This is a genomic window from Beijerinckiaceae bacterium (assembly GCA_004564215.1).
Classification (GTDB): domain Bacteria; phylum Pseudomonadota; class Alphaproteobacteria; order Rhizobiales; family Beijerinckiaceae; genus Methylocapsa.
In genome coordinates this window covers 193,095-214,538 of sequence record CP024846.1, presented here as the reverse complement: position 1 = coordinate 214,538, position 21,444 = coordinate 193,095, and the positions used below count along the sequence as shown (strand labels likewise).

The 21,444-nt window shown below is 57.3% G+C and carries 19 protein-coding genes and 1 tRNA gene; 11 read left to right on the top strand and 9 right to left on the bottom strand.

Annotated elements, in window-relative coordinates; translation table 11 throughout:
- Window positions 1–5 precede the first annotated feature (5 nt).
- Entirely contained in the window at window positions 6–911 is a 906-nt protein-coding gene (locus tag CU048_00910) for an alpha/beta hydrolase (GenBank protein ID QBR70076.1), read from the top strand.
- Here the strand turns inward: CU048_00910 and CU048_00905 are convergent.
- From CU048_00905 to CU048_00895, 3 genes are read right to left on the bottom strand one after another with little or no spacing between them, the layout of a single operon-like run.
- Window positions 908–3,157, bottom strand: coding sequence for a xanthine dehydrogenase (locus CU048_00905; GenBank protein QBR70075.1), 2,250 nt, complete (start codon window positions 3,155–3,157; stop codon window positions 908–910). The two genes, CU048_00910 and CU048_00905, sit on opposite strands and share 4 nt — an antisense overlap.
- Window positions 3,158–3,192: 35 nt before the next feature.
- Window positions 3,193–4,221 carry an FAD-binding molybdopterin dehydrogenase gene (locus CU048_00900; GenBank protein QBR70074.1) on the bottom strand — a complete coding sequence of 343 codons (1,029 nt, stop codon included), beginning with the start codon at window positions 4,219–4,221 and terminating at the stop codon, window positions 3,193–3,195.
- A 1-nt stretch (window position 4,222) separates the two neighbouring features.
- On the bottom strand, window positions 4,223–4,831 hold the full coding sequence (locus CU048_00895) for an oxidoreductase (GenBank protein ID QBR70073.1): 609 nt from the start codon (window positions 4,829–4,831) through the stop codon (window positions 4,223–4,225).
- A 201-nt stretch (window positions 4,832–5,032) separates the two neighbouring features.
- Here CU048_00895 and CU048_00890 point away from each other — a divergent pair.
- Window positions 5,033–5,108: transfer RNA gene (locus CU048_00890), tRNA-Phe, on the top strand.
- Between the two features lie 89 nt (window positions 5,109–5,197).
- Here the strand turns inward: CU048_00890 and CU048_00885 are convergent.
- Window positions 5,198–6,889: a hypothetical protein gene (locus tag CU048_00885; protein ID QBR70072.1), complete on the bottom strand. Its 1,692-nt coding sequence runs from the start codon at window positions 6,887–6,889 to the stop codon at window positions 5,198–5,200.
- 61 nt (window positions 6,890–6,950) lie between these two features.
- Between CU048_00885 and CU048_00880 the strand changes: the two genes are divergently transcribed.
- Complete coding sequence (locus tag CU048_00880) at window positions 6,951–8,639, top strand: hypothetical protein (GenBank protein QBR70071.1); 1,689 nt, start codon at window positions 6,951–6,953, stop codon at window positions 8,637–8,639.
- A gap of 58 nt (window positions 8,640–8,697) precedes the next feature.
- On the opposite strand, the gene CU048_00875 is transcribed toward CU048_00880, so the two are convergent.
- The 4 genes from CU048_00875 to CU048_00860 all read right to left on the bottom strand — a co-directional run bounded on the left by CU048_00875 (window position 8,698) and on the right by CU048_00860 (window position 13,248).
- Window positions 8,698–10,293 (bottom strand): hypothetical protein, encoded by a 1,596-nt coding sequence (locus tag CU048_00875; protein ID QBR70070.1) that lies wholly within the window; start codon window positions 10,291–10,293, stop codon window positions 8,698–8,700.
- Between the two features lie 315 nt (window positions 10,294–10,608).
- A complete protein-coding gene (locus tag CU048_00870) occupies window positions 10,609–11,598 on the bottom strand; it encodes a hypothetical protein (protein QBR70069.1) in 990 nt (329 codons plus the stop codon).
- 82 nt (window positions 11,599–11,680) lie between these two features.
- On the bottom strand, window positions 11,681–12,532 hold the full coding sequence (locus CU048_00865; GenBank protein QBR70068.1) for an FkbM family methyltransferase: 852 nt from the start codon (window positions 12,530–12,532) through the stop codon (window positions 11,681–11,683).
- A 32-nt stretch (window positions 12,533–12,564) separates the two neighbouring features.
- Entirely contained in the window at window positions 12,565–13,248 is a 684-nt protein-coding gene (locus CU048_00860; GenBank protein QBR70067.1) for an FkbM family methyltransferase, read from the bottom strand.
- A gap of 535 nt (window positions 13,249–13,783) precedes the next feature.
- On the opposite strand from CU048_00860, the gene CU048_00855 reads away from it, so the two are divergent.
- The 8 genes from CU048_00855 (at window position 13,784) to fae (ending at window position 20,666) form a co-directional block, all read left to right on the top strand.
- Complete coding sequence (locus CU048_00855) at window positions 13,784–14,005, top strand: hypothetical protein (GenBank protein ID QBR72550.1); 222 nt, start codon at window positions 13,784–13,786, stop codon at window positions 14,003–14,005.
- Between the two features lie 226 nt (window positions 14,006–14,231).
- On the top strand, window positions 14,232–15,206 hold the full coding sequence (locus CU048_00850; protein ID QBR72549.1) for a GHMP kinase: 975 nt from the start codon (window positions 14,232–14,234) through the stop codon (window positions 15,204–15,206).
- Window positions 15,207–15,240: 34 nt separating this feature from the next.
- A complete protein-coding gene (locus CU048_00845) occupies window positions 15,241–16,107 on the top strand; it encodes a methylenetetrahydromethanopterin dehydrogenase (protein ID QBR70066.1) in 867 nt (288 codons plus the stop codon).
- Window positions 16,094–17,266, top strand: coding sequence for a hypothetical protein (locus CU048_00840; protein QBR70065.1), 1,173 nt, complete (start codon window positions 16,094–16,096; stop codon window positions 17,264–17,266). Before CU048_00845 ends, CU048_00840 begins: the two co-directional genes overlap by 14 nt.
- A complete protein-coding gene (locus CU048_00835; GenBank protein QBR70064.1) occupies window positions 17,253–18,221 on the top strand; it encodes a methenyltetrahydromethanopterin cyclohydrolase in 969 nt (322 codons plus the stop codon). Before CU048_00840 ends, CU048_00835 begins: the two co-directional genes overlap by 14 nt.
- Window positions 18,175–19,152 (top strand): RimK family alpha-L-glutamate ligase, encoded by a 978-nt coding sequence (locus CU048_00830; protein ID QBR70063.1) that lies wholly within the window; start codon window positions 18,175–18,177, stop codon window positions 19,150–19,152. Before CU048_00835 ends, CU048_00830 begins: the two co-directional genes overlap by 47 nt.
- Window positions 19,050–19,982 carry a triphosphoribosyl-dephospho-CoA synthase gene (locus CU048_00825; protein ID QBR72548.1) on the top strand — a complete coding sequence of 311 codons (933 nt, stop codon included), beginning with the start codon at window positions 19,050–19,052 and terminating at the stop codon, window positions 19,980–19,982. The genes CU048_00830 and CU048_00825 overlap by 103 nt, the downstream gene beginning before the upstream one ends.
- Before the next feature lie 174 nt (window positions 19,983–20,156).
- Window positions 20,157–20,666 carry a formaldehyde-activating enzyme gene (gene fae / locus CU048_00820; GenBank protein ID QBR70062.1) on the top strand — a complete coding sequence of 170 codons (510 nt, stop codon included), beginning with the start codon at window positions 20,157–20,159 and terminating at the stop codon, window positions 20,664–20,666.
- 41 nt (window positions 20,667–20,707) lie between these two features.
- On the opposite strand, the gene CU048_00815 is transcribed toward fae, so the two are convergent.
- The gene (locus CU048_00815; protein QBR72547.1) at window positions 20,708–21,427 is read right to left on the bottom strand and encodes a nickel transporter; all 720 of its coding nucleotides are present in this window, start codon (window positions 21,425–21,427) and stop codon (window positions 20,708–20,710) included.
- Window positions 21,428–21,444 lie beyond the last annotated feature (17 nt).

The window sequence follows — 21,444 nt, the reverse complement described above, 5'->3', positions numbered from 1 at the left end:
ATGATATGAGCCTGGCAGAGCTTACCTATCAAAGCCGATTTGTGTCCGCGCAGGACGGTTTGAAATTACATATTCGAGACTATGGCTCAATGAGGGATCCCGGTATTCCGGTCGTATGCCTTCCTGGGCTCTCCCGCACAGCCGCCGATTTCGGTCCCTTGGCCAGCGCCTTGGCCGGTGGAATCGTGGGGCAAAAACGACGCGTGCTTGCCCTCGATTATCGCGGCCGGGGCCTCTCGGAATATGATCCCAACTGGAAGAATTACAGCCTCGAAGTTGAGAACGAAGATGTGCGGACGGCTCTTACCGCCTTGGGCATTGAGCTGGCAACCTTCATCGGAACTTCGCGCGGCGGCCTGCATACGATGACGTTGTCGGCAACCCGACCCACGGCCGTGCACGCCGTTGTCCTCAATGATATTGGCCCGGTGCTGGAGCCGCGGGGAATGGCCCGCATCCGCGGCTATGTCGGTAAAGTGCCGACGCCACGTTCGATCCCCGACGCTGTCGATCTCCTAAAGAGGATGATGAGCGAACAGTTCAGCGGTCTCAGCGAGGCCGACTGGGAGACCTATGCAAAGATCACCTTTACCGATTCGGTCGGACGCATCGGCCTGCGTTATGATAAGAATCTGATGAAACCGCTTGAGAACCTCGATCTCGAGCAGCCGCTTTCCGACCTCTGGGCGCAATTCGACGGCTTGAACGGCAAGCCGATGCTGATCCTCAGGGGCGCCAATTCCGATCTTTTATCCGCGCAGACTCTGAAGGAAATGGCGCGCAGACATCCGGGCGCCGAGGTCCATGTTGTCGAAGGTCAGGGCCACCCTCCGCTGCTTCTCGACACCATATCGATCGGCCGCATCTGCGATTTTGTGGCGCAAACCGATCGACTTGAGCGGCCAAATTAATGGGCTGTTTCGGCCAGCAATTGTTCGATCCGGATCGGTAATTTGCGAATGCGCCTTCCCGTTGCATGGTAAATCGCGTTGGCAATGGCTGCCGAGGTTCCGACATTGGCAAGTTCGGCAAGTCCTTTGATGCCGAGCGGGTTGATGACATCGTCCCTCTCAGGCACGAAGATCACCTCGACCGCCTTGATGTCCGCGTTGACCGGCACAAGATAGTCGGCAAGATTATTATTGACGTAGCGTGCATGCGCGGCATCGATCTCGGTTGACTCGTGCAGAGCCGAACTTATGCCCCAGATCATCGCCCCCATCAGTTGGCTCCGCGCTGTCAGCGGGTTGACGATATGCCCGGCGGAGAAAGCCCCGACAATACGCGGGACCCGCACTTCCTTAGTTCGCGCGTGGACGCGCACCTCGACGAATTCGGCGCCAAAGGCAAGCATGATATTTTCCTTGCCCATCGCGCCGCCGACAAACGGCGGCTTGCCTTTGCGCAATTTATCGAGCGCCTCCGGAGCGCTGCCACGCGGAACGAATTCCCCGACCTCTTCGATCGTGTCGACGCCGAGCCGGGCGAATGCCGCGCTCAGCTCTTCTGTTTCACCGCTTGCAAAGACAAGCCGACCCTCGCGGAGATCAAAATTGGCCCCGTCATTGGTTCCCTCCTGGCCCAATACGAAATGGTTACGGACATGATCGCAAGCGATCGCGACCGCGTTGCAGACGCTCGCGGTGGTAATTGATCCTCCCGCGACCGGCGCCGGCGGCAAGCTCGAATCCCCCAACAGAACCGTGACGCGAGACAGATCAAGCCCAAGTTTTTGCGCGGCGATTTGGCCGATCACGGTATAAGCGCCGGTTCCCAAATCATGCGCCGCGGTTTCAACAAGCGCACGGCCCTCCGCGCTCAGCGTCACGCGCACGGTCGCGGGCGCCATCAAAGCCGGATGGCATGCGGTCGCACAGCCAAGACCGACCAACCAATCGCCCTCCCGCATGGAGCGCGGCCTTGGATCGCGCTGCGTCCAGTGGAACGCATGCGCGGCAGCATCGAAGCAAGCCATCAGCGAGCGGCTCGAAAAGGGCAATCCCTTGATCGGCTCGGTCATCGTATCGTTGACACGGCGCAGCTCCACCGGATCCATGTCCAGCGCCACCGCAAGCTCGTCCATCGCGCTTTCGAGCGCAAACATGTAGGGAACTTCAAGCGGCGAGCGCATGAAACCCGGCGTGCTGCGGTCGGCGCGGACCAAATTGACCTTGGTGAATATGTTTGGTGCCGCATAGATACGGGCGGTCGTTTCGGTGCCAGCCACATAATAATCATCGGCCCGCGAGGTCAGCTCGAACGCTTCATGCCAGAGCGCTTGCAGTTTGCCATCGCGCGACGCGCCGAGCTGAACATGGTGGCGCGTCTCGGCGCGGTAGGTCGAAATCGTGAATCCTTGATCGCGGCTCGCGACCAGTTTCACCGGGCGCCCTAATGCGCGCGCGGCAAGGGCGACCAACGCGCTACGCGGGGTCACGGCAGCCTTGCCGCCAAAGGCACCTCCGACAAACGGGCTTATGACCCGGACATCGGCCGGATCGATGCCAAGCTCCTGAGCAATTCCGAATTGAAGCCCTGAGACGGTTTGGCTCGGCTCATAGATGGTGAGCTTCGGTCCATCCCAGACACAGGTGGTGGCATAGAGTTCAATCGGATTATGATGCTGAGTCGGCGTCTCATATTCCACGTCGATCGTCACTTCGGCCTTGGAAAGTGCCGTCGCGGCGTCGCCGACAACCGGATCGTTGTAGTCCTTTTTGGACTCGGCCAAGGCAATCGTCTCGGTCCCTTTTGAGTCGAACCCCGCCACGGCCGGTTCGGCGCGATAAGAAATCTTGAGCTTGCGCGCGGCCTCGCGTGCGCCTTCGAAGGTTTCGGCGACGACCATCGCCACGATCTGGCTGTCGTGCCATATTTTTTTTGACTCGAATGGCTGGACGGTCGTCGACGCGAAGCCTCTGCCCATGAACATGGCCGGCTTATGCAGTTTCCCCGCGCAATTCAGATGACTGAAAATGTCCAGAACTCCGTCGACCGCACGGGCCTCGACAGAGTCGATCTCCTCAAGCGATCCGAGAGCGATCGTGCTGGTCACCAGGACCGCATAGGCCAAATTGTCGAGTACGAAATCAGCGGCGTATTTTGCGCGGCCGGTCACCTTCGCGGCCGCATCAATCCGCGGTGTGGGCTGGCCCATATTGGCTTCTGGCTGAGACGTCGAAGCCATGCGGTTCAGTCCTCCAGCTTTGCCACTTCAAGCAGAGCGCGTATCAGCGTCTCCTTGCCGAGCGCGACCTTGAACGCATTATGGAGGCGCGGCCGTGCCCCGGTGAAAGCGGCATCCGCCGCTCGGCCTGCCGAAGCCTCGTCGAGGACGCTGCCCGTCAAGATCATTTCCGCCTCTCGGGCGCGCCACGGCACGGTCGCGACGCCCCCCAATGCGATCCGTATGTGCCGCACGATACCATCTTGGCGATCCATGGCCACGGCGGCCGAAGCCAGCGCAAATTCATAAGATTCGCGGTCACGAATCTTGAGATAAAGGGAACGCTTCGTGGAGGCGCCGGTGGGAACCTCAATTGCGGCGATCAATTCGCCAGGCGCGAGCAAAGTCTCCACCTCGGGCGTGCTTTCGGGACGTTTGTGCAATTGCGCGAACGGGATGCTACGCGGACCATTTGGCCCCAGCACCTCGATCTTCGCATCGAGTGCAAGCAGGGCTTGCGCAAAATCTCCCGGGTAGGACGCGATGCAGGCCTCGCTGCCGCCAAGGATGGCATGATTGCGATTGAAGCCGTTCATCGCCGCGCATCCGCTGCCGGGGCGGCGCTTGTTGCAGGCTTCATAGCTTATGTCCCGGAAATAGGAACAGCGCGTTCGTTGCAGCAGATTGCCGCCGAGCGTTGCCATGTTGCGCAATTGCGGGCTTGCCGCCAACAGCAGGCTTTGCGAAAGAACCGGATAATTGCGCTTGATCTCCGGATGCTCGGCGGCATCCGACATGCGGACGAGCGCGCCGAGCCGCAGGCCGTGTTCACTAACGCTCATGCGGCCGAGGTCCCCGTCCGCCAGAGGGTTTATGTCCACGATGCATTCCGGGCGCATCACATCGAGCTTCATCAGATCGAGGAGTGTTGTGCCGCCGGCGAGAAATTGTACCGTGGCATTCTCATGCGATAGGTCCGCCCTCGTCGCGATCTCTGAAACCGCCGCGATGGCATCGGGCGCCTCCCGTGCCGTCAGATATTCGAAGGGCCGCATGTTAATGCTCCAAGGAGGGGCGAACCTCCATCTTTCCCTTAGCCTGCTGGATAGCGGTGACGATGTTGGGATAGGCGGCGCAGCGGCATAGATTGCCGCTCATATATTCCCGGATGGCATCCGGAGATGTGGCCTGACCCGATTGGACGCAGACAATCGCGGACATGATCTGGCCTGGTGTGCAATAGCCGCATTGCAAGGCATCCTGATCGATGAACGCCTGCTGCATCGGATGCAGGGATCCGTCCGAGTCCGCGAGCCCTTCGATTGTGGTGATTGGGTGACCCTGCGTTGCCACTGCCAAAATCAGACAGGAAAGCACGTTGCGGCCGTCGACATGCACGGTACAGGCGCCGCATTGGCCGTGATCGCAGCCCTTTTTCGTACCTGTCAGAGCAAGATGTTCGCGCAAGGCATCGAGCAAGGAAGTCCGCGGATCCAAAACCAACCGGTGATCTTCGCCGTTGATCGTCAGTGTGCAAGACATGGTTTTTTGGCGGGAGCCGGTGTTAATCGCCGTTGGAGGGCGCTGCGTCCCGGGTTTTGACAAGAATTTCGCCAAAAATTCCCGCCAGTTGAACCGTGCGCTTTGCGATGGGGTCGAAGGCATGAAAGTCCTCTCGCCAGCGGGCGCAGCCTGCAGAAAAGAACCACGGAGCCCGCGAATGGTTCCGGTCGGGGTGGGCCGAAACCCTGGCCTGCCGCCGCCGGCGGTACGGCCCTCTTCGTTTTACATCAAAGGGACGCTGGACAATCGGCGGAAGGCTCCTCTATAACCCGGCTTGCGTCGGGCCAGCTTGGCCCCGGCAGCGCCCAGGTAGCTCAGTTGGTAGAGCATGCGACTGAAAATCGCAGTGTCGGTGGTTCGATTCCGCCCCTGGGCACCATAGCCCCCTCGTCATTGACTGGCGTTCTGGTTTTCACGCCAAAAGATCCCTAAGCGTCGGATGGAGGCCGCATCCACGTGTTGAGACAGCTAATCGCCATGTTGGTAAACAAAGATTTGTCCGTAGGATGTTTCTACGGTGTGGATCAATTGGAACTCCGTCCGCTCCCGCAAATAGCGGTTGAGTTCTGGGACCAATGCGTTGACCGGATAGTGCTCCGCCATCTCAGTAATCGCGCCATCACTCGGGATGATGATTAAATTCGCCCGGTTAAACGTTCGAACATAAGTATCGAAATCAGGCTTGATAATATCGGCAGTCGCCCAATTCAAATTTGCAATTTCATCGAGTTTCACACCGCCTCGAAGGAGATTGAACGTGAAGACGCCAGGCGGGACCGGCCAGGGATACAGAAGGAATACGAGGGGGACGGGCTTGGCCGGCACGGACGAGTCAACAAATCGAGGCAAAAGAATAGCACTTACTTCAGAATAATAAGAATTCTCTGCTACAATCAAGCGTTTGTCTGGCCTATACTGAATATCTTTGTAATTATAAACAATGTAAAGGAAAGCGGATGCCAAAAGGATATTTGCAATTTTGAGCGATCTTAACTCAAGCCACTTGACCACGCCGGAAAGCGAAACAATAAGAAGCGCTATCGCGATGCCATAAATGTAGCATCCAAATATAGTCAGTTTAACTTTTGGCAACGAGGTTATTATATATGCAACTATTCCAATTACAATCAACGACGCAATTATACGGACGGTGTCCTCTTTCCTGCTGAGGTTGACGGCAAACAAAAACACCAAGCATAAGGCGAGAACGAAGACGCTCACTCCCATGAAGTAGTTGATATTAATAGCATAATAAGTCGCCTGATGCCAAAACGAGCCTTCAACGCCCGCGACGACTTGGTGATCGACCAAGGCCATATGAATATATGCCAAGAGACGCTTGCCATTGACCAGGAAATAGGGCGCGATCACGCAGATGGCTGCCGCAGTCAGCAAAACTGTATTGAACAATGCCTTCCTATTTATTAGGAAAGCAGACTTCTGACGCTTCAATTCCAGGTAGTAGGAAGCAAGAATCGTTAAAGCTGTCGTCCCATAGAGAGCAAGCACAACTGGGAAGGCGGTTGGTTTGCTTAAAATACCAATGCCTGCAAATACGCCCATCAACAGGGCGGTTTTGCTCTGGTAGGATGAGAGCTTTCCCGCCAGCAGCGCCGTGCAGAACGTGGCTGTGATAAGGCCTGCCAACAGGTCGGGATGAAAAAACGTGATGGCCCAATCATTGAAGGGTAAAAATGAAACGATCGCCGCAATAAGGATTCCGTGACTCAATTCAATGCGACTCAGTTTGATGAGGCTTGCGACACAAATAGAAATCACGACGGCGTTCAGCAGATAGGGTGCAAATTCTCGTGCCCCAAAAAGCCCGAAGCCGAGGAAACCCAGGAGCAGAGAAAGCGGCGCGTGGACCGGTGTTGCATAGAGGTCGTGGAGCAGCGCCGCGGTGCCCTCTTCGTTGAAGAGTCGCAAACGACGCAATGCATCGACAAAATAGGTGATATCGTCATAAGGAGGTGGAAACGAAAGGCGACCTTCTAACAAACTGTTTGTCAGTAGAAAGCCAGCCCTGCCGAGGAATATGAGAAGAACCGCAATATAGAGAACATGGTCTCGGGTCAGGCTAAAAGTTTTTTGGCGCAATGGTTCGGATTTCATGAGCGGGGCCGATTTCCTGAATAAGCCAGAATAAATGAGTGTCATCCTTAGCGGCGCACCCTCGGCGACGCGCTGAACAATAAATTTCCGGCGGGGGCCGAACTAGATGAAGTCTGCTCAAGCCGTCAAAGTCCTTTATTTTACCTCCGTTCGTCTGGCGGAGCCGGACCATGGCGGATCCATTGTTTGCAGGCACCATGCCCAGCGGCTGGCGGCTTGTGAAGGGACCGAGCTCCACGTCTCGACGTTCGGAAGTCTGAGCCAAGCCCAAGGCGAGCGCAAGTTCGTTGATACGCTCGGCGCTCAACATCATCCAATTCTTCCGCGGGCGACACGCAAGCTCAGCACGTCTGCGAAGAACTGGCGACCCGCAGGGCGTTGGCCCTTTATGTTAGAAGTTGAAGCGCTTGCGATCCCCGATGTCGATCGGCAATTCTGCGCGCTCGTGAATAAATTGAAGCCGGATATTGTCGTCATCGATTATCTATTGTCGGCTCTGTTCATCCGGTCCGTATTCTCGATGCCGGTACGAATCATCACCATTACGCTCAACAAGGAAGCCGAGTTTCACGCAGAAATGCGCCGTGCCGGAAGGCTGGGGGCCGGTGTCTCAGATTCAATCCTCGCGCAATGGCGACTGGCTCGCTTCGAGCGAGCCGTTTGCCGCAACAGCGATGCGTTGGTTGTTCTTTCCGAGGGCGATCTTCCCTCGGATCGTCGGGTTCGCGAACATACCGCAATCCTTGAACCCGTGTTGGATGAGAGCCAGGAGCGATGGCGATATTCCTGCAACCGAGACCTCTTTTTCGTCGGCAATATTGGCCATTATCCGAATTTCCTCGCGGTGAAATGGCTGGCCGAGCAATTTGCACCGGCCCTCGCGCAGCGCTGCCCCGAGGCACGCATCCGCATTGTCGGAACATCGATCAATCAAATCCAGCCTCATTGGAACCGCGATAACATCGATTATATGGGGCGCTGCGACGAGCCAACGCTCAACCTTCTGTTCAATAGTTGTGATCTTTTCATCGCCCCGATTGAAAACAATTTCGGAGCAAAGATGAAAGTCATGCAATGTCTGGCCCGTGGCACGCCAATCCTCGCCACATCTGGCGCCCTATCGGGCGTCACGTTTAATGACCTTATTCCGCAATTCGCCTTGAACAATGCGGAGGGGGCCGCAGATGTCGCCGCCGGTCTGCTTGGCGACGAGCCGCGGCTCAACGAGATGAGCCGCATCTTGACAAAGGAGTATGCGAGTCTGCTCGCCTCGCGCAACGACGCCTGGCATCGGCTCATCACGAACGTCAAAGCCCAGCCGCTGCGGCACATCCGGCGTCCTTCGATCTTCTCCCCTTTGCGGCCGGCACGGAATGATGATGTCGACGTATCGCGTCCATGGTCGAAGAGGATCGAGATCGGTGTGGAAGAACCGCTCGGCGTCGTGACAACGGGAATGTATGGGCTGGAGCAGGTGGACGATTCGCCGCTGCGCTGGACGAGCGAGATTGCGGAATTGGAGGTGCCGCTCAATCAGAAAACATTGCCGACCGCCTTGGCCTTCCGCCTTTTTGGCATTTCCCCAGCGGGTGGGACCGACCTTCGCATCCTCGTCAACGGCCTGGAGATGTTCCATGGCCAAGTGCGTGGAGAGCCAATCCACCGGACCATCCCGCTACCCAATCTGACTGGTGTTCCCAACCTCCGCATACGGTTGGAGAGTTCGGGATTTCAGCCGGAAGGCGACGTTCGCAAACTTGGGGTGGCGATCAGGTCAATCGTCCTCTCGCGTTAGGCTCATAAGCTCGATCATTCGGCCGCGCGGCCCTCACGGCACGCCCATCCAATTAGCCCTAAGCAGCGCGGGACGCGCTCAGGCCCAAGGCGGACTTGAGGCGCCGAAACAGACCTTGCTTGATCTCTGGACTACACTGCGTCATCTCGTCGGCCGCCGCTTGCAAGGGAGCTAGGCTCATAAGATTTACACGTGGTTCGTGAAGAGCCGGATGACGAAGAATTTCGAGCAGGCGAAAATGAAGGGGATGCCGTGGATCACTCACATCATTTTCTTCAAACGCCGCCGCGGAGAATGAGCCTATGCTGAGCAGTCGAATAAAAACTATCGAATGGACATCCCACTGCTTCCCAAGCTCGACGAATTCAACCATTTCCTCAAAATTCTTTTTTTGCACGACAAAATTGATGCCTAGGCCGATCTTACCCTCTCGGCGCAATTGGCTTAGGAATTCCATGTTGCGGGTTATTACGCTCCATTTTCCAGGACGCCGCAAATCCTCATAGGTCTCCTGGCGGGCGCCGTCGATGGAAACCGTGACGGTCTTCACCAATTTCTGAACATTGCCGAGCGCCTCCCACTCTTTCGGAGTCAACAGCAAACCATTGGTCACAAGCTGCAACTTCACGCCGGTATAGCGCTCCGCATCAAGGCTGTGGATCAGACGGCGATAGTGCTTGGAGGCGAAAGCGTCCCCGTCCGACGACACCGTAAGTGAGACCGAAGAGTCCGCAATAAGCGGCAACAGAAGTTTTTCCGAAAGCTCATCGAGCTTCTCTCTTTCCTCGTTCTTGACCGCTATGACCTCGCAGCGGCAAGAGGGGCAAGCAAGGTTGCAACTCGGGTCATGCCCGAGCGTGACCAGGGCCGGCTTTCTGTCGACTTCAGTGCGATGATTGTCGATGACGTCACGTAAGAATGGATCGGTGATCTCGTTGCGCTTGGGCAACGTTCCCTGGGCGATGTAGGAACACATCGTGCGGCTGCAATAAGTGAAATCTCCGTCGAGAATCGAGCGCCTTATCTCCTGGATATCTTCTCCATTCCAAAGCTCGTCGATGGTCACATCGTTCTCTGCGTAGGAAAGAGGGTAAGGCAAGGTCGCCGCGCATACGCATGCGAAAAACCCCGTGCGGCCTCCCTGACGAAGCGTATTTGTAGAAAGTGTGCCGAAGGGATGCTCACAGAAGCGATCGGACAAATCATGAGTGGAGACATCGCCACCCGGAACTTCGACGCCGTTTTCCTCCTTCGCCCGCACGCTTTTTAAGAGCAGGTATTCACTGGTTGGACATAGCCTCACGCTCCGGTTGCTCTTAGCTGCTGCAATCGCTTCGTCGAATTGCTTTCTCTCAAGGTAGAGTGGGGCGGCGATCAAATTAGCAAAGAAAGCTACTTCGCCGTCGTCGAGTAGCGCCATGGCCTGAACGGCCGTGAATATGCTGTCGGCATCGCCGCGTGCCAGTGTTTCAAGAAGCGCCTGCCCGATTTTCGAACAGACATTCGCGTCACTGTCCGAGTCGCCGAAGCCCGCTGAACGCAAACGTATATCCAAGCCCAAGAGGTCGTCCCGATCGGACGTCTGAGCCGCGCGCAGCAAGAGCAAACCCAGAGCCCTTGCTCCGTCAGAAGTTCTCCGGTCGAGCCAAGCCATGTGCAAGGCTGGCCAATGTTCGCTCAGACGATCTATGAGCGCAGACATGCCGGCTCCACCCTTGCGCGAGAACAGTCGCTTGGAGAGTGGTTCGGCAACGTCTTCAGTGGGAAACGAGTACGGTCTGCTGACCATCATATGATGTCTCGCTAGTGTATGAAGAAAGGCCTCTGATCTACCTCTGAACCTTCATCTGACTGCGGTACTGGTAGCGTAAGCGAATTGTCCATAGAGTGTCGAGATTGGCGTGGAAAAACCGCTAGGAGCGCGCCATAAGATAGGTGAGTCTCGCGTTTTTTTCTGTGTCCCTGTCCTCTAAACTTCAACCCTTTGAAAAATAAGGACTTGCGGATATAAATACACACTCGGTGCGTTTGTCCTCCGCAATGCATCGACTTCCGACCAAAACGCCTCAACAGTGCCAAGCGGCGTGGTAAGATTTTCGTCGACCCATTTTGTAACCCCAGGATCGTTCGGCGCGCTGTAACTCGCAAATTCATTTCCGTTATAGGTGTGGGGAATGACACCCGCTAAGAGGAAACCTGAAGTCTGCACCAGATCAACATAGGCTGACGCGGGATAGGCCCATTCGTAAGAATTATATCGTGTTGCAGTAGGATGATTGTTAAGAGCCGTTAAGAATTCGCGTGGCGTGTTAGCGAAATATTCCGAAATCATGAGCCAATAGCCACCGGGCCTAATAACCCGGCGCAGATCGATTGCTATGCGGGGAATATGTTGCCAATGATGTACTGTGCCAGATGAAACGACGGCGTCAAAGGTGCAGTGGTGGTCGCGCCAGTGATCTAAGCTATTGACGACTTTTACATTGTGATCCGAGCGCGATTTAAGATAGCCAGTGCCGGTAAACCATTCGCTGTTCGGATCCATCGCCGTAACGTTCTTGTGCCCGAGCCGATTTATGGCGAACGCCAAATGGCCGCGTCCGCATCCCACGTCAGCAATAGGCGCTTCTAAAGATACTCCCAATCGGCCTAATAGTTTGGAGATGGCCGCCGGCGCGCGGGAATCTTGGAATCGCTGAAACGAAGCGCCAAGATCCTTTTCAAGGAAATTGCATCGCAGCACGTCAGCGAAAGCCTCATCCTCCTCTGCATCCTTGAAGGCTTGGTGGATCGTATTTTCCCATTGCACCGGATCTTCGAACCCGTCGGTTAAGGCGAAATGATCCATATCGTCTGGGCCAACGCCGATTGGCTTGGATACAATGATTGGCGGCTTGGTTGGGGTTACTGGCGCCTCTGCTGGCGGCAGCGCAGATCGAAACCATCGATATCCAAACATAAACTCCCCCGTGACTCAGGTCATCCTACTGCAGCGTTCCGCAGCCTCGCGCATCAGGTCGCCAATGCCCCCATCCCCTTGCTTACAGCTTGCTGCAAAGGGCCTTCCACAACCGGCGGCCAATATTTTCAGCTGCGTTTGCCGGCGTCACTTCGGCTGCCGGCGCGGCGACCGTGGCCGCATTCTTAGCCGCGTTCACGGCCGCCAACAGAGCTTCGCGTTCGGCGACCATCGCTCGCAATGAAACAACTTCCGGATCATAGGAACAAAAAAAATCGAGCACATTCACGGGTACATTGAATTCCTTGGTGAGGTAATCGCTTTCCGAGCTAATCCAGAAATCATTCACACCATCAAAATAGGCGAATTTGTAATGATTTTCTTTCAACACATCTTGCCACGGTTCTTTTCGCCTGATGTTCGTATAGGGCTCCGTGCTCTCGATCACGACGACCTCAGGCCGGTGCCGAGACCAGTCTGCCGTTCGAACAATTGCGTCTTCCGCACCTTCCGCGTCGATTTTTAAAAAGTGGATGTGTTTCTCTTGGGCGTAGCGATCCAAAATCGCGGGGAGAGTTGTTACTTCGACTGTCACCGCCTGTATCTCGCCGGCCTTTTCGGCAACGATCGTCGGCACCGACTGGGACAATGTGGAGGTGCCGGTATTTCCGCTATGCACATAAAAGGTTGTCTGCCCTTCGAAATCAGCCACAGCGGCTTCAAGGTTGATGTCACGAGGCCGGTCCGCCCTTAATGCTTCAATACCGTCCCCTGGCTCGACGTTGATGCCTGACCATCCCCGATCATAGAACCAGCGGGTGATTGAGGCATTGGTTGGATGATGCGCGCCGATATCGACATAGAAGCCTACTGGAACGTTACGGAAACAACGCTCAAGGAGCACATCTTCGAAATTCGGTGTAAAGCTCATCATGGATCAATCCCCCTTCCTGATTGATCTGCACATCAATCCGCATTGGCGCGGAGGTAAATGTCGTTAGGTTCGAGGCGCCGCCACAGTTCGTAGCCATGCCCCTTCATGAATTCCACTATGCCGACATCAAGAAAGAGATTCTCGATTATAGCTACCTTTGGTGCTAGGGATCCAAAGGAAAATCCCTTCAGGCACTCCAACTCCCAGCCTTCGACGTCCACGGCCAAAACATCAAGCCTATTTAGGTCTTCGAGGTTCGCGAGAATTGTATCGAGCCGCCTGGTCTTAACCTTTATCGTCCGCGTGGAGAATCGATCCTTCATAGTTGAAAGGAGCTTTTCGAAGTCCCCGCGAATGCCTAACGACGAGAAGGATTCAGCGCTTATTTTTTCGCCCTGATATTCAATATCGCCATCTGCCTCGGCAACCACAAAATCTACGTCATCGGCATCCGTATCCGAACATGCGAATTCCAAAATTTCGTGATTGAGTGACCGATGGATACTGGCAAACGCGGGATTTGGTTCGATGCTGATCACCCGCCATCCCTGAGCGCGGAATGAGGCGCCGATGGATAAAAAGTCCGGGCGTGCGGCTCCGATTTCAAGCAGAACGCCATTATGCTGGCCAGGAAAGAACTGGTCGAAAACAATTGTATCCACATTACTCTCAGCCGCCATCTCCCCAACCCTTCCTGTTCTTTGATAGCGGCCCATGATCCGCCGATTCTGTCAAAAAAGCGCCGTCGCTTCTCAGCGTCGTATCAAGATCTACTCGGGAATCTTGGACAAGGAACACTAGGGTGCTTTGGTCCCCAGGTCGAGTACTTCCATCATGCGTAACGACGCGCTCCAACGGGCTTGAGGCCGATATTTGCATTCACAGACTTGATGACGGTGGTCTCAGCCGATCCATTCGAGGGGATACGAACGGCTAAATCGGTTGGAGCAAAATCTCCCACCCCTTGGGCTCAAGAAGTTCCTCTCTTTCGCTCCTAGAGGCTTCAAAAACGCCATCGCGTCTTTCGGCCGCAGTTAGGGTTTGATAAAGCTGGGAGCTTCGGCGCCCGGTCGGCCCTTTATATGGCGGTTGAGCTCAAAACCAGGCTCGCGAGGTCTTGACCGGGACGATAAAGCGGTTCCACCCCTGCCCTGCATGTGATCGGGCGATAATCAGTCCCCCGATGCTGCAATTGCGGGTTTGCTTTTCATCGATTAATTCTAGAAAATAGCGCTCGCAGGAGTGATGAAGATGAGCAAACTAGACCGGCCCCGCGAAATCATCGAATATTGTCTGATGCCGCTTGGGTTATCCACGACAACGGATGAATATAAGGAAGTCTATCGTAGGCTTGAGCATGTGATCAAGACACTTCAAATCATGGCCGCGCGAGAAAACAAGCCTGTTGCGATCGATTTTTCCAACATGCGAACGATCAATATCAACGAGGTTGCCCATGGGGATGACGCCTAAAAGGGCTTTTCTCCCCAAAATCTAGATCAGCTCCCGTCGCCCGCATAGCTTGGCTGCGGCGGCGAATGGGAGAGGGACCCTTTTTGGCTCCCGCCCCCTGCTGGTCTCAATATCGGATCATTTCCATCCCTCAATCCGCGCGACCCTCCCCTCAGTCCGATTGCGCCAGAGCCACGTTTTGTCCATGCTTAAGGCGCGCGCGGAATTTTCCGGGGAAGATCAGGCCATGTTCGACAGCGTCACGGTGACGGCGGCGGCCCGTCTCCACCTTGGATTCCTCGACATGAATGGGGGGCTCGGCCGCCGCTTCGGCGGTCTTGGGCTCTCGATCGACGCTTTGTCCACCCGGCTGACGATTCGTCGTGCCGCGACAGGAACCACCATCGACGGCAGCGAAGCAGGCCGCGCCGCGCGCCATCTCGAACTCCTGACCCGCCATTTCGGGCTATCTTCGGCCTATGCCCTGACGATCCACGACGCCATCCCGGCCCATGCCGGACTTGGATCGGGAACGCAGCTTGCGCTAGCGATCGGGGCGGCGCTGCGGCGGCTCGAGGGCATTCCCGTGAATGCGTCGGATGATGCTCTTTTGCTGCAACGAGGCGCGCGCTCGGGGATCGGCGCCGGCCTTTTCGAGCGCGGCGGATTGGTCGTCGACGGCGGGCGCGGCGAGCGGACCACGACGCCTCCGATTATCGCCCGCATGGATTTTCCCACGGAATGGCGGGTTATTCTCGTCCTTAATCCGAAAATTGCCGGCGTTCACGGCCCGAAAGAGCGCGACGCCTTCGCCACATTGGCACCCTTCGAGGCGAGTTCGGCGGCCGAAATCTGCCGGCTTGTCTTGATCAAGATATTGCCCGCCCTTGCCGAACGCGATATCGAGGCCTTCGGCGACGCGATCGCACGCCTCCAGGATATCATCGGCGGTTATTTTGCGCCCGTCCAAGGCGGAGCGCCTTTTGCGAGCGCGGCCGTCGAAGAAGTGATAAGGGACCTTCGCAGGCATGGCGCAACAGGAACCGGCCAGTCTTCATGGGGCCCAACCGGTTTCGCCTTCGCCCGCGACGAACGACAGGCGCACGACCTCTGCAAATCCGTGCACGAAAAAGTCGCAACCTTGGGTTTAGACATCGCAATATGTAAGGGAATTAATCACGGCGCATTGGTGAGGGGTGACTCCTTCGCAGCCGTCAACTAGGGGAAAATGCGTGGCCACGAAAAACATTTTGCACATGCTCAGTCCGTTGAAGCACATGAGCCCGTTCGACGTGAATATGGCGCTTGATGCCGGTTTTGATTCCGTCACGCCGTATACGGGCGTCACGCTCGACGAAGTCACGCCCCTGGTTCAGGACGCCATGTTTTCGCGTTCCCCGCGAGATGCCGTCCGCACATGCGTTTTCTTCGCCGGAAAAGATGCCGGCCTCGCCCTCGACATGATGGAGCGGCTGAAGGCGACATTGTTGAAGCCGTTCGAGATTTCCTCTTTCGCCGATCCTGCTGGGTCGTTCACGACCGCCGCCGCCATGGTCGCCTGTGTGGAGAAGGTCCTGAAGAAAAAGAAAGGCCGGGATCTCGCCAAATCCAAGATTTTGATCTTCGGAGCGACCGGCGTGGTTGGCTATGCCTCCGGCGTCATTGCCGCGCTTGAAGGCGCCGAAGTGACGCTCGCCGGTTATGATGGAGCCGCCCGCGTTCAAGGCAAGGCGGATGACATCAAGAAGAGGTTCGGGGTTCACCTGCACGCCGTCGATGCGAGCACGCCCGAAAAACTGTTGGACGCGCTGGTCGACGCCGAGATCGTGTTTTGCGCGGCGGCTGCGGGCAAGCAAGTCTTGTCAGCGCAAGCTCTCGCCTCGGCGAAATCCCTCCTCATTGCCGCCGACGTCAATGCGGTGCCTCCGGCGGGAGTCGAGGGCCTGCAGCTCATGGACAATGGTGTCGAAATGCCAGGCGGCATTCTCGGAATCGGGCCTCTCGCCATCGGCGACGTGAAGTATAAGACGGAATCGGGTTTGTTCCAGCGCTTGGCGACGTCATCCACCCATCTTGCGCTCGATTTCCGTGACGCTTTCGCACTCGCACGTGAAATTGCCTAAGCCAGGCGCTGCGATTCTTATCGCGGCGCCCTCTGGGCGAGCTTTGGCGGCGGCGGCGCGACGCGCCGGTTACAGGCCCCTCGTCGCTGATTTTTTCGACGACTTGGACACCCGTAGCCTGGCCGCCGCGAGCCGTCTTGTGGCCGGCGATCTCGAAGTCGGTTTCGAGAGCGCCGCTTTGCTTTTAGCGCTCGAAACCTTGGCCGAGGGAACAGATCCGATCGGCCTCGTCTATGGCGCCGGGTTCGAGGATCGCATCGGGCTCCTCGACGAACTTGCGCGGCGCTGGACTTTGTTCGGCAATTCAGCCGAGGTCGTGCAAAGGGTAAAGAATCCGCTGGTTTTAGCGGCTCTTTGCGCCTCCCTGAACATTCCGCATCCCGAGATCAGCCCGTCTTTACCGGGCGACAGCGAAAACTGGCTCGTCAAAAGCATCGGTGGATCTGGGGGAAGTCACATCGCGCCGGCCAAACATTCGCAGCCGGGGCAGCAAAACGCTTATTTTCAACGAATTGCGCCGGGACATCCGGTCTCGATCCTGCTGCTCGGCAACGGAGCCGATGCGCAAGTCCTGGGACCCAGCCGCCAATGGCCGACGCCGACAGAGGATGAGCCGTTCCGCTTTGGCGGCAGCCTGCGCCCTGCCGAGCTTTCGGGAGATCTGGAAGGCCGGTTGACGAAGCTTGCCGAAACCGTAGCCTGCGCCTGCCGCCTTCGCGGCCTGAACAGCATCGATTTTCTGGTCGAAGGCGACAGTTTCACGCTGATCGAAATCAATCCCCGGCCCGGCTCGACGCTCGATATCTTCGAAGATCGCGACGGACTTCTGTTTCAGGCCCATCTTGATGCCTGTTGCGGGCAACTGCCTAAAAGCCCGCTTAAATTCGATGGCGCCGCCGCTGCGGGAATAGCCTATGCTCGGCGCTCAATTGCCTCTATGCCGGCAGTCGATTGGCCCTATTGGAGCTCGGACCGCCAGAAACCACAGACGGCATTGCGACGGCATGATCCACTGTGCACCGTGAAGGCGCACGCCGCAAAGGCGCGCCGCGCGCGCATGCTCATGGACCATCGGACCAATTTGATCCTCGATCAGCTGGACCAGCTGCAAACGAAACAAGCATCATGGGGAAGGGAACTGCATCTTGAGCAATCATGATCTCAGTATCAACACACTGACCGGGGAAATCGTCGACCGCATGCTCGCCAACGCAGGACGGCTACGGATTGCCGTGTCGCGAGGCGAAGCCGGCGAGACCATCATCGACGCCGGCAAGAATGCCCGCGGCGGAATCGAGGCGGGACTGCGGGTTGCCGAAATCTGCCTTGGCGGAATGGGAAGCGTTGAACTCGCGCCGACCGGCACCAATCCGAAGTGGCCCTTCGAGCTTTGCGTTCGCACGGCCGATCCCGTCGTTGCCTGTCTAGCCAGCCAATATGCGGGCTGGGCGCTGTCGCATGGTGAAGGTAAATCGGCATTTTTCGCGCTTGGCTCCGGGCCCGGCCGCGCGCTTGCTCGCAAAGAACCTCTGTTTTCCGAATTGGAATATCGCGATCACGCCAAACGCGCGACACTTGTCCTTGAGTCCGAGCGCGCGCCGCCACGTGAAATCGTGGAAAAAGTGGCGCATGATTGCGGGGTTCCGGCCGCAAATCTCACCTTCATCTTCGCGCCGACACAAAGCCTCGCGGGCAGCATTCAGGTCGTTGCCCGGGTGCTTGAAGTCGCTCTGCACAAAGCACATGAGCTAAAATTTCCGCTGTCCCGCATCCTCGACGGCGTTGCCTCCGCGCCGCTCTCGCCGCCGCATCCCGACTTTATTCAGGCGATGGGACGCACCAATGATGCGATCATCTATGGCGGCCAAGCGCATCTTTTCGTCAGCGGGCCCGCCGAAGATGCAAAGGCGCTGGCTGAAAAACTTCCGAGCGTGACATCGCGCGATTATGGGCGACCATTCGCCGAGGTATTCAAGGCTTACAAGGGCGATTTCTATTCCATCGATCCGATGTTGTTCAGCCCCGCGCGGGCGATCGTGACCGCTGTGGATACCGGCCAGACGTTCCATGCGGGCCAGATCGATCAAGCACTGCTCGATGCCTCTTTCGGATAGATATCAGACGGCGCGCGGGACTCTTGGCGGGCCTAAAATCGCGATAGCCGTCGATCTTTACGATTGGCATGCGCGCGATTTGGCCGCCGCCTTTGCTCGCGCGGGCGCGACGGCGGTGCCTATCCGGCTCTCGCAATGCGGGTTTGATACACAGCGTCCGAGCGGTCTCATTATTCCGGGCTTCGGCGCTGAACTGCCGGATGCCGTTTTCGTGCGCGCGATCGGCTCCGGCACCTTCGAGAGCGTGACCTTGCGCCTTGGGGTCTTGCACAGTCTCGGCGCGATAGGCGTGCCCGTAGTCAACTCGGCGCGAACGATCGAACTCTGTGTCGACAAGGCGGCCACGAGTTTCGCACTTGCGCGCAACTCCATTCCAACCCCGCCGACCTGGACCGTTCAATCGGAACAGGCGGCTCGCCAGATCGTGCGCCGCGAAGCCGGGCGAGGCCCGCTTGTCCTTAAACCCTTGTTCGGCGCCCAAGGGTTTGGACTGAAACTGATCCGCCGCGAGGACGATCTTCCTGCCTTCGACGCCGTCGAGTCGGTCTATTATCTTCAGCGTTTTGTCGCGGTGGAGCGCAATGGATTTCACGACATCCGGCTGTTCGTCTCGCATGGCAAAGTGATCGCAGCGATGACGCGCCACGCACAACATTGGATCACCAACGTCAAACTCGGCGCGCGGCCGGAATGGTTCGAAGCCGACTCCGAAATGATCGACCTTGCCCTGCGCGCGGCGGCGGCGGTCAAGGCGGACTTCGCCGGCGTAGACATTATTCGCGACGCCACCAACTCCCCAAGCGTCCTCGAGGTCAACAGCATGCCCGGCTGGCGCGGCCTACAAAAGGTGGCGCCCTTCTCCATCGCCGACCAGCTTGCTGGCGATCTTTTGACAAGGATCGGCCGGCCGAGGGCGGAGGCCGCCGGTTGAACGCAATCGCCGAGGCGTTCATCGCCGCTTGCCGCGACGAGATCGAAGCCCCAAAGCCCGGCAATGTCCATATTTTTGCAGATGGACACGGCATGACGGCCCATGATTTTTTGCGCAGTGCCGAAGCCGCCGCCCCTGCCTTAATCGATCCCTCCGCAACGGTCGGCGCACGCATCAGCTCAGCGGTCGAGGCAACATTTGAAGCAGTTGGCACGAACACCAATCTCGGCATCATTCTGTTATGCGCTCCGCTTGCTGCTGCGGCGCAAAAAGGCGGGGACCTGAAAACGGGATTAAAAACCACTCTCGCTGGGCTCACCCGCGCGGATGCGGCGGGCGCTTACCGGGGCATTCTTCGCGCCTCGCCGGCGGGACTCGGAACGGCGCCGCGCCACGACGTTCGTGGACCCGCGGATGTCACGCTCCTGGAGGCCATGCGAGAAGCCGCCCCCAGAGACCGGATCGCTTTTCAGTATACAACTGATTTTTCTGACATATTCACGACAGGGATGGGCGTGCTGGCTGACGCTTTCGGTAAGCATTGGACGGCCCCCTGGCCGGTCGTGAACGTCTATCTCGCGTTTCTTTCGAGCTTTCCCGACAGTCATATCAGCCGAAAGCATGGTCTTGAAACGGCCGCTCACGTGCAAAATGAGGCCAGGGACGCCTATAAAAGCTTCAAGACATATGTAAATCCAGAGGATGCGCTGCCAATTCTCCTGAGTTTCGACCGGTGGCTAAAGACCTCCGGTTTCAATCCGGGGACCAGTGCGGACCTTACCGTTGCGACGGTTTTCGCCGATCGGTTAACTCGGATCTTGATCAAGTGACGCAATGATGGTTGAGTGCGCCGGCGGCGGAAATCTTCGTTGCTATCCAGCTCAACCGGCCCGTCAAATGTAGGACGTTGACAACAAGGATATTCGTCTGCATTTGTCGAGCTCCTTCGACGGCAATTCGGAGCGAATTTCCTCAGGGAGGTTTTAACAATGGGGGTTTTAAGCATGGCGAAAATCAATAGGCTCCTCGTCGGCGAATCGCTCGTCGGAGACGGTAATGAAGTCGCTCACATCGACCTCATCATCGGACCGCGCGGCAGCCCGGCGGAAACTGCCTTCGCAAACGCGCTGACCAATAACAAAGATGGTTTTACCACATTGCTCGCCGTGGTAGCGCCCAATCTCCTCGTAAAGCCAGCGACCATCCTCTTCAACAAGGTGACGATCAAGAACGCGACGCAGGCGGTCCAGATGTTCGGTCCGGCTCAGCACGGCGTTGCCAAGGCCGTTGCCGACAGCGTTGCCTCCGGCGTCATCCCGGTCAAGGAAGCCGACAATCTGTTCATCTGCGTCGGCGTGTTCATCCATTGGGACGCCAAGGACAACCAGAAGATTCAAGACTTCAACTACCAAGCGACCAAAGAGTCGATCGCGCGCGCCGTCAATGGCGAACCGACACCGGCCTATGTCGTTGCGCAGCGCAATGTTGCGAAACATCCTTTCGCGCCGAATTAAATCGTCGCTCGATCAAAAGCATAAAGGGGCCCTGGCCCCTTTTATTTTTCCTTTGGGGCCCCTTGTCGCGCGGCTGCAAGGTCGACGCCGGTCAGCCGGCCATCGTGCAATGCCGACGCAACAAGGACTCCTCGGACTCCCGCGCTTTCAAGACGCTTGAGATCCGAGGAGCCGCGAAGGCCGCCCGCCGCGAAAAGACCGGCGTTCGGCGCGCACCCCGCGACCTGGGCAAGCCGATCCAAGTCGGGACCCGCATCGCTGCCGACCCGAGCCAGCGTCATGACAATGATCCGCGCAGGCCACAGATCCGGCCGGTCAAGAATTCCCTCCGGACCCAGAAATCCTTGGTTGCCAAAATCGAGGGACAGAACGAGCCGGCGCTCTCCGGCAAGTTCGGCAAGCGCCTTGCTGTTGAGGAGCGACTCGGTCCCCAGAACAAGATGCGCATTTTGGTTGCGATCGAGCCAAGAACGGGCTTCGATGGCATCGCGCACACCCTCGTCGACCCAAAAATCGATGCCCGGAAAAGCAATTTGCAAATCATCGAGCGTCGGCCTCCGCTTGCCGTGCGATTCGATGCGATCGAGATCGGCAACATAGATCGTGTCGAAAGGATAGAGCGCCAACAACCCGGCAACGACGTCGAGGGGCCCGCTTGTCCGCGCGAGCGACGTTGAGATCGGCGCATAGCTCTCGCGCAGGCCCTGACGAGCTCGAACGACCACGCCGCCTTTAAGATCGATCACGGGAATGACTTTCATCGCACGCTCCGGCATGA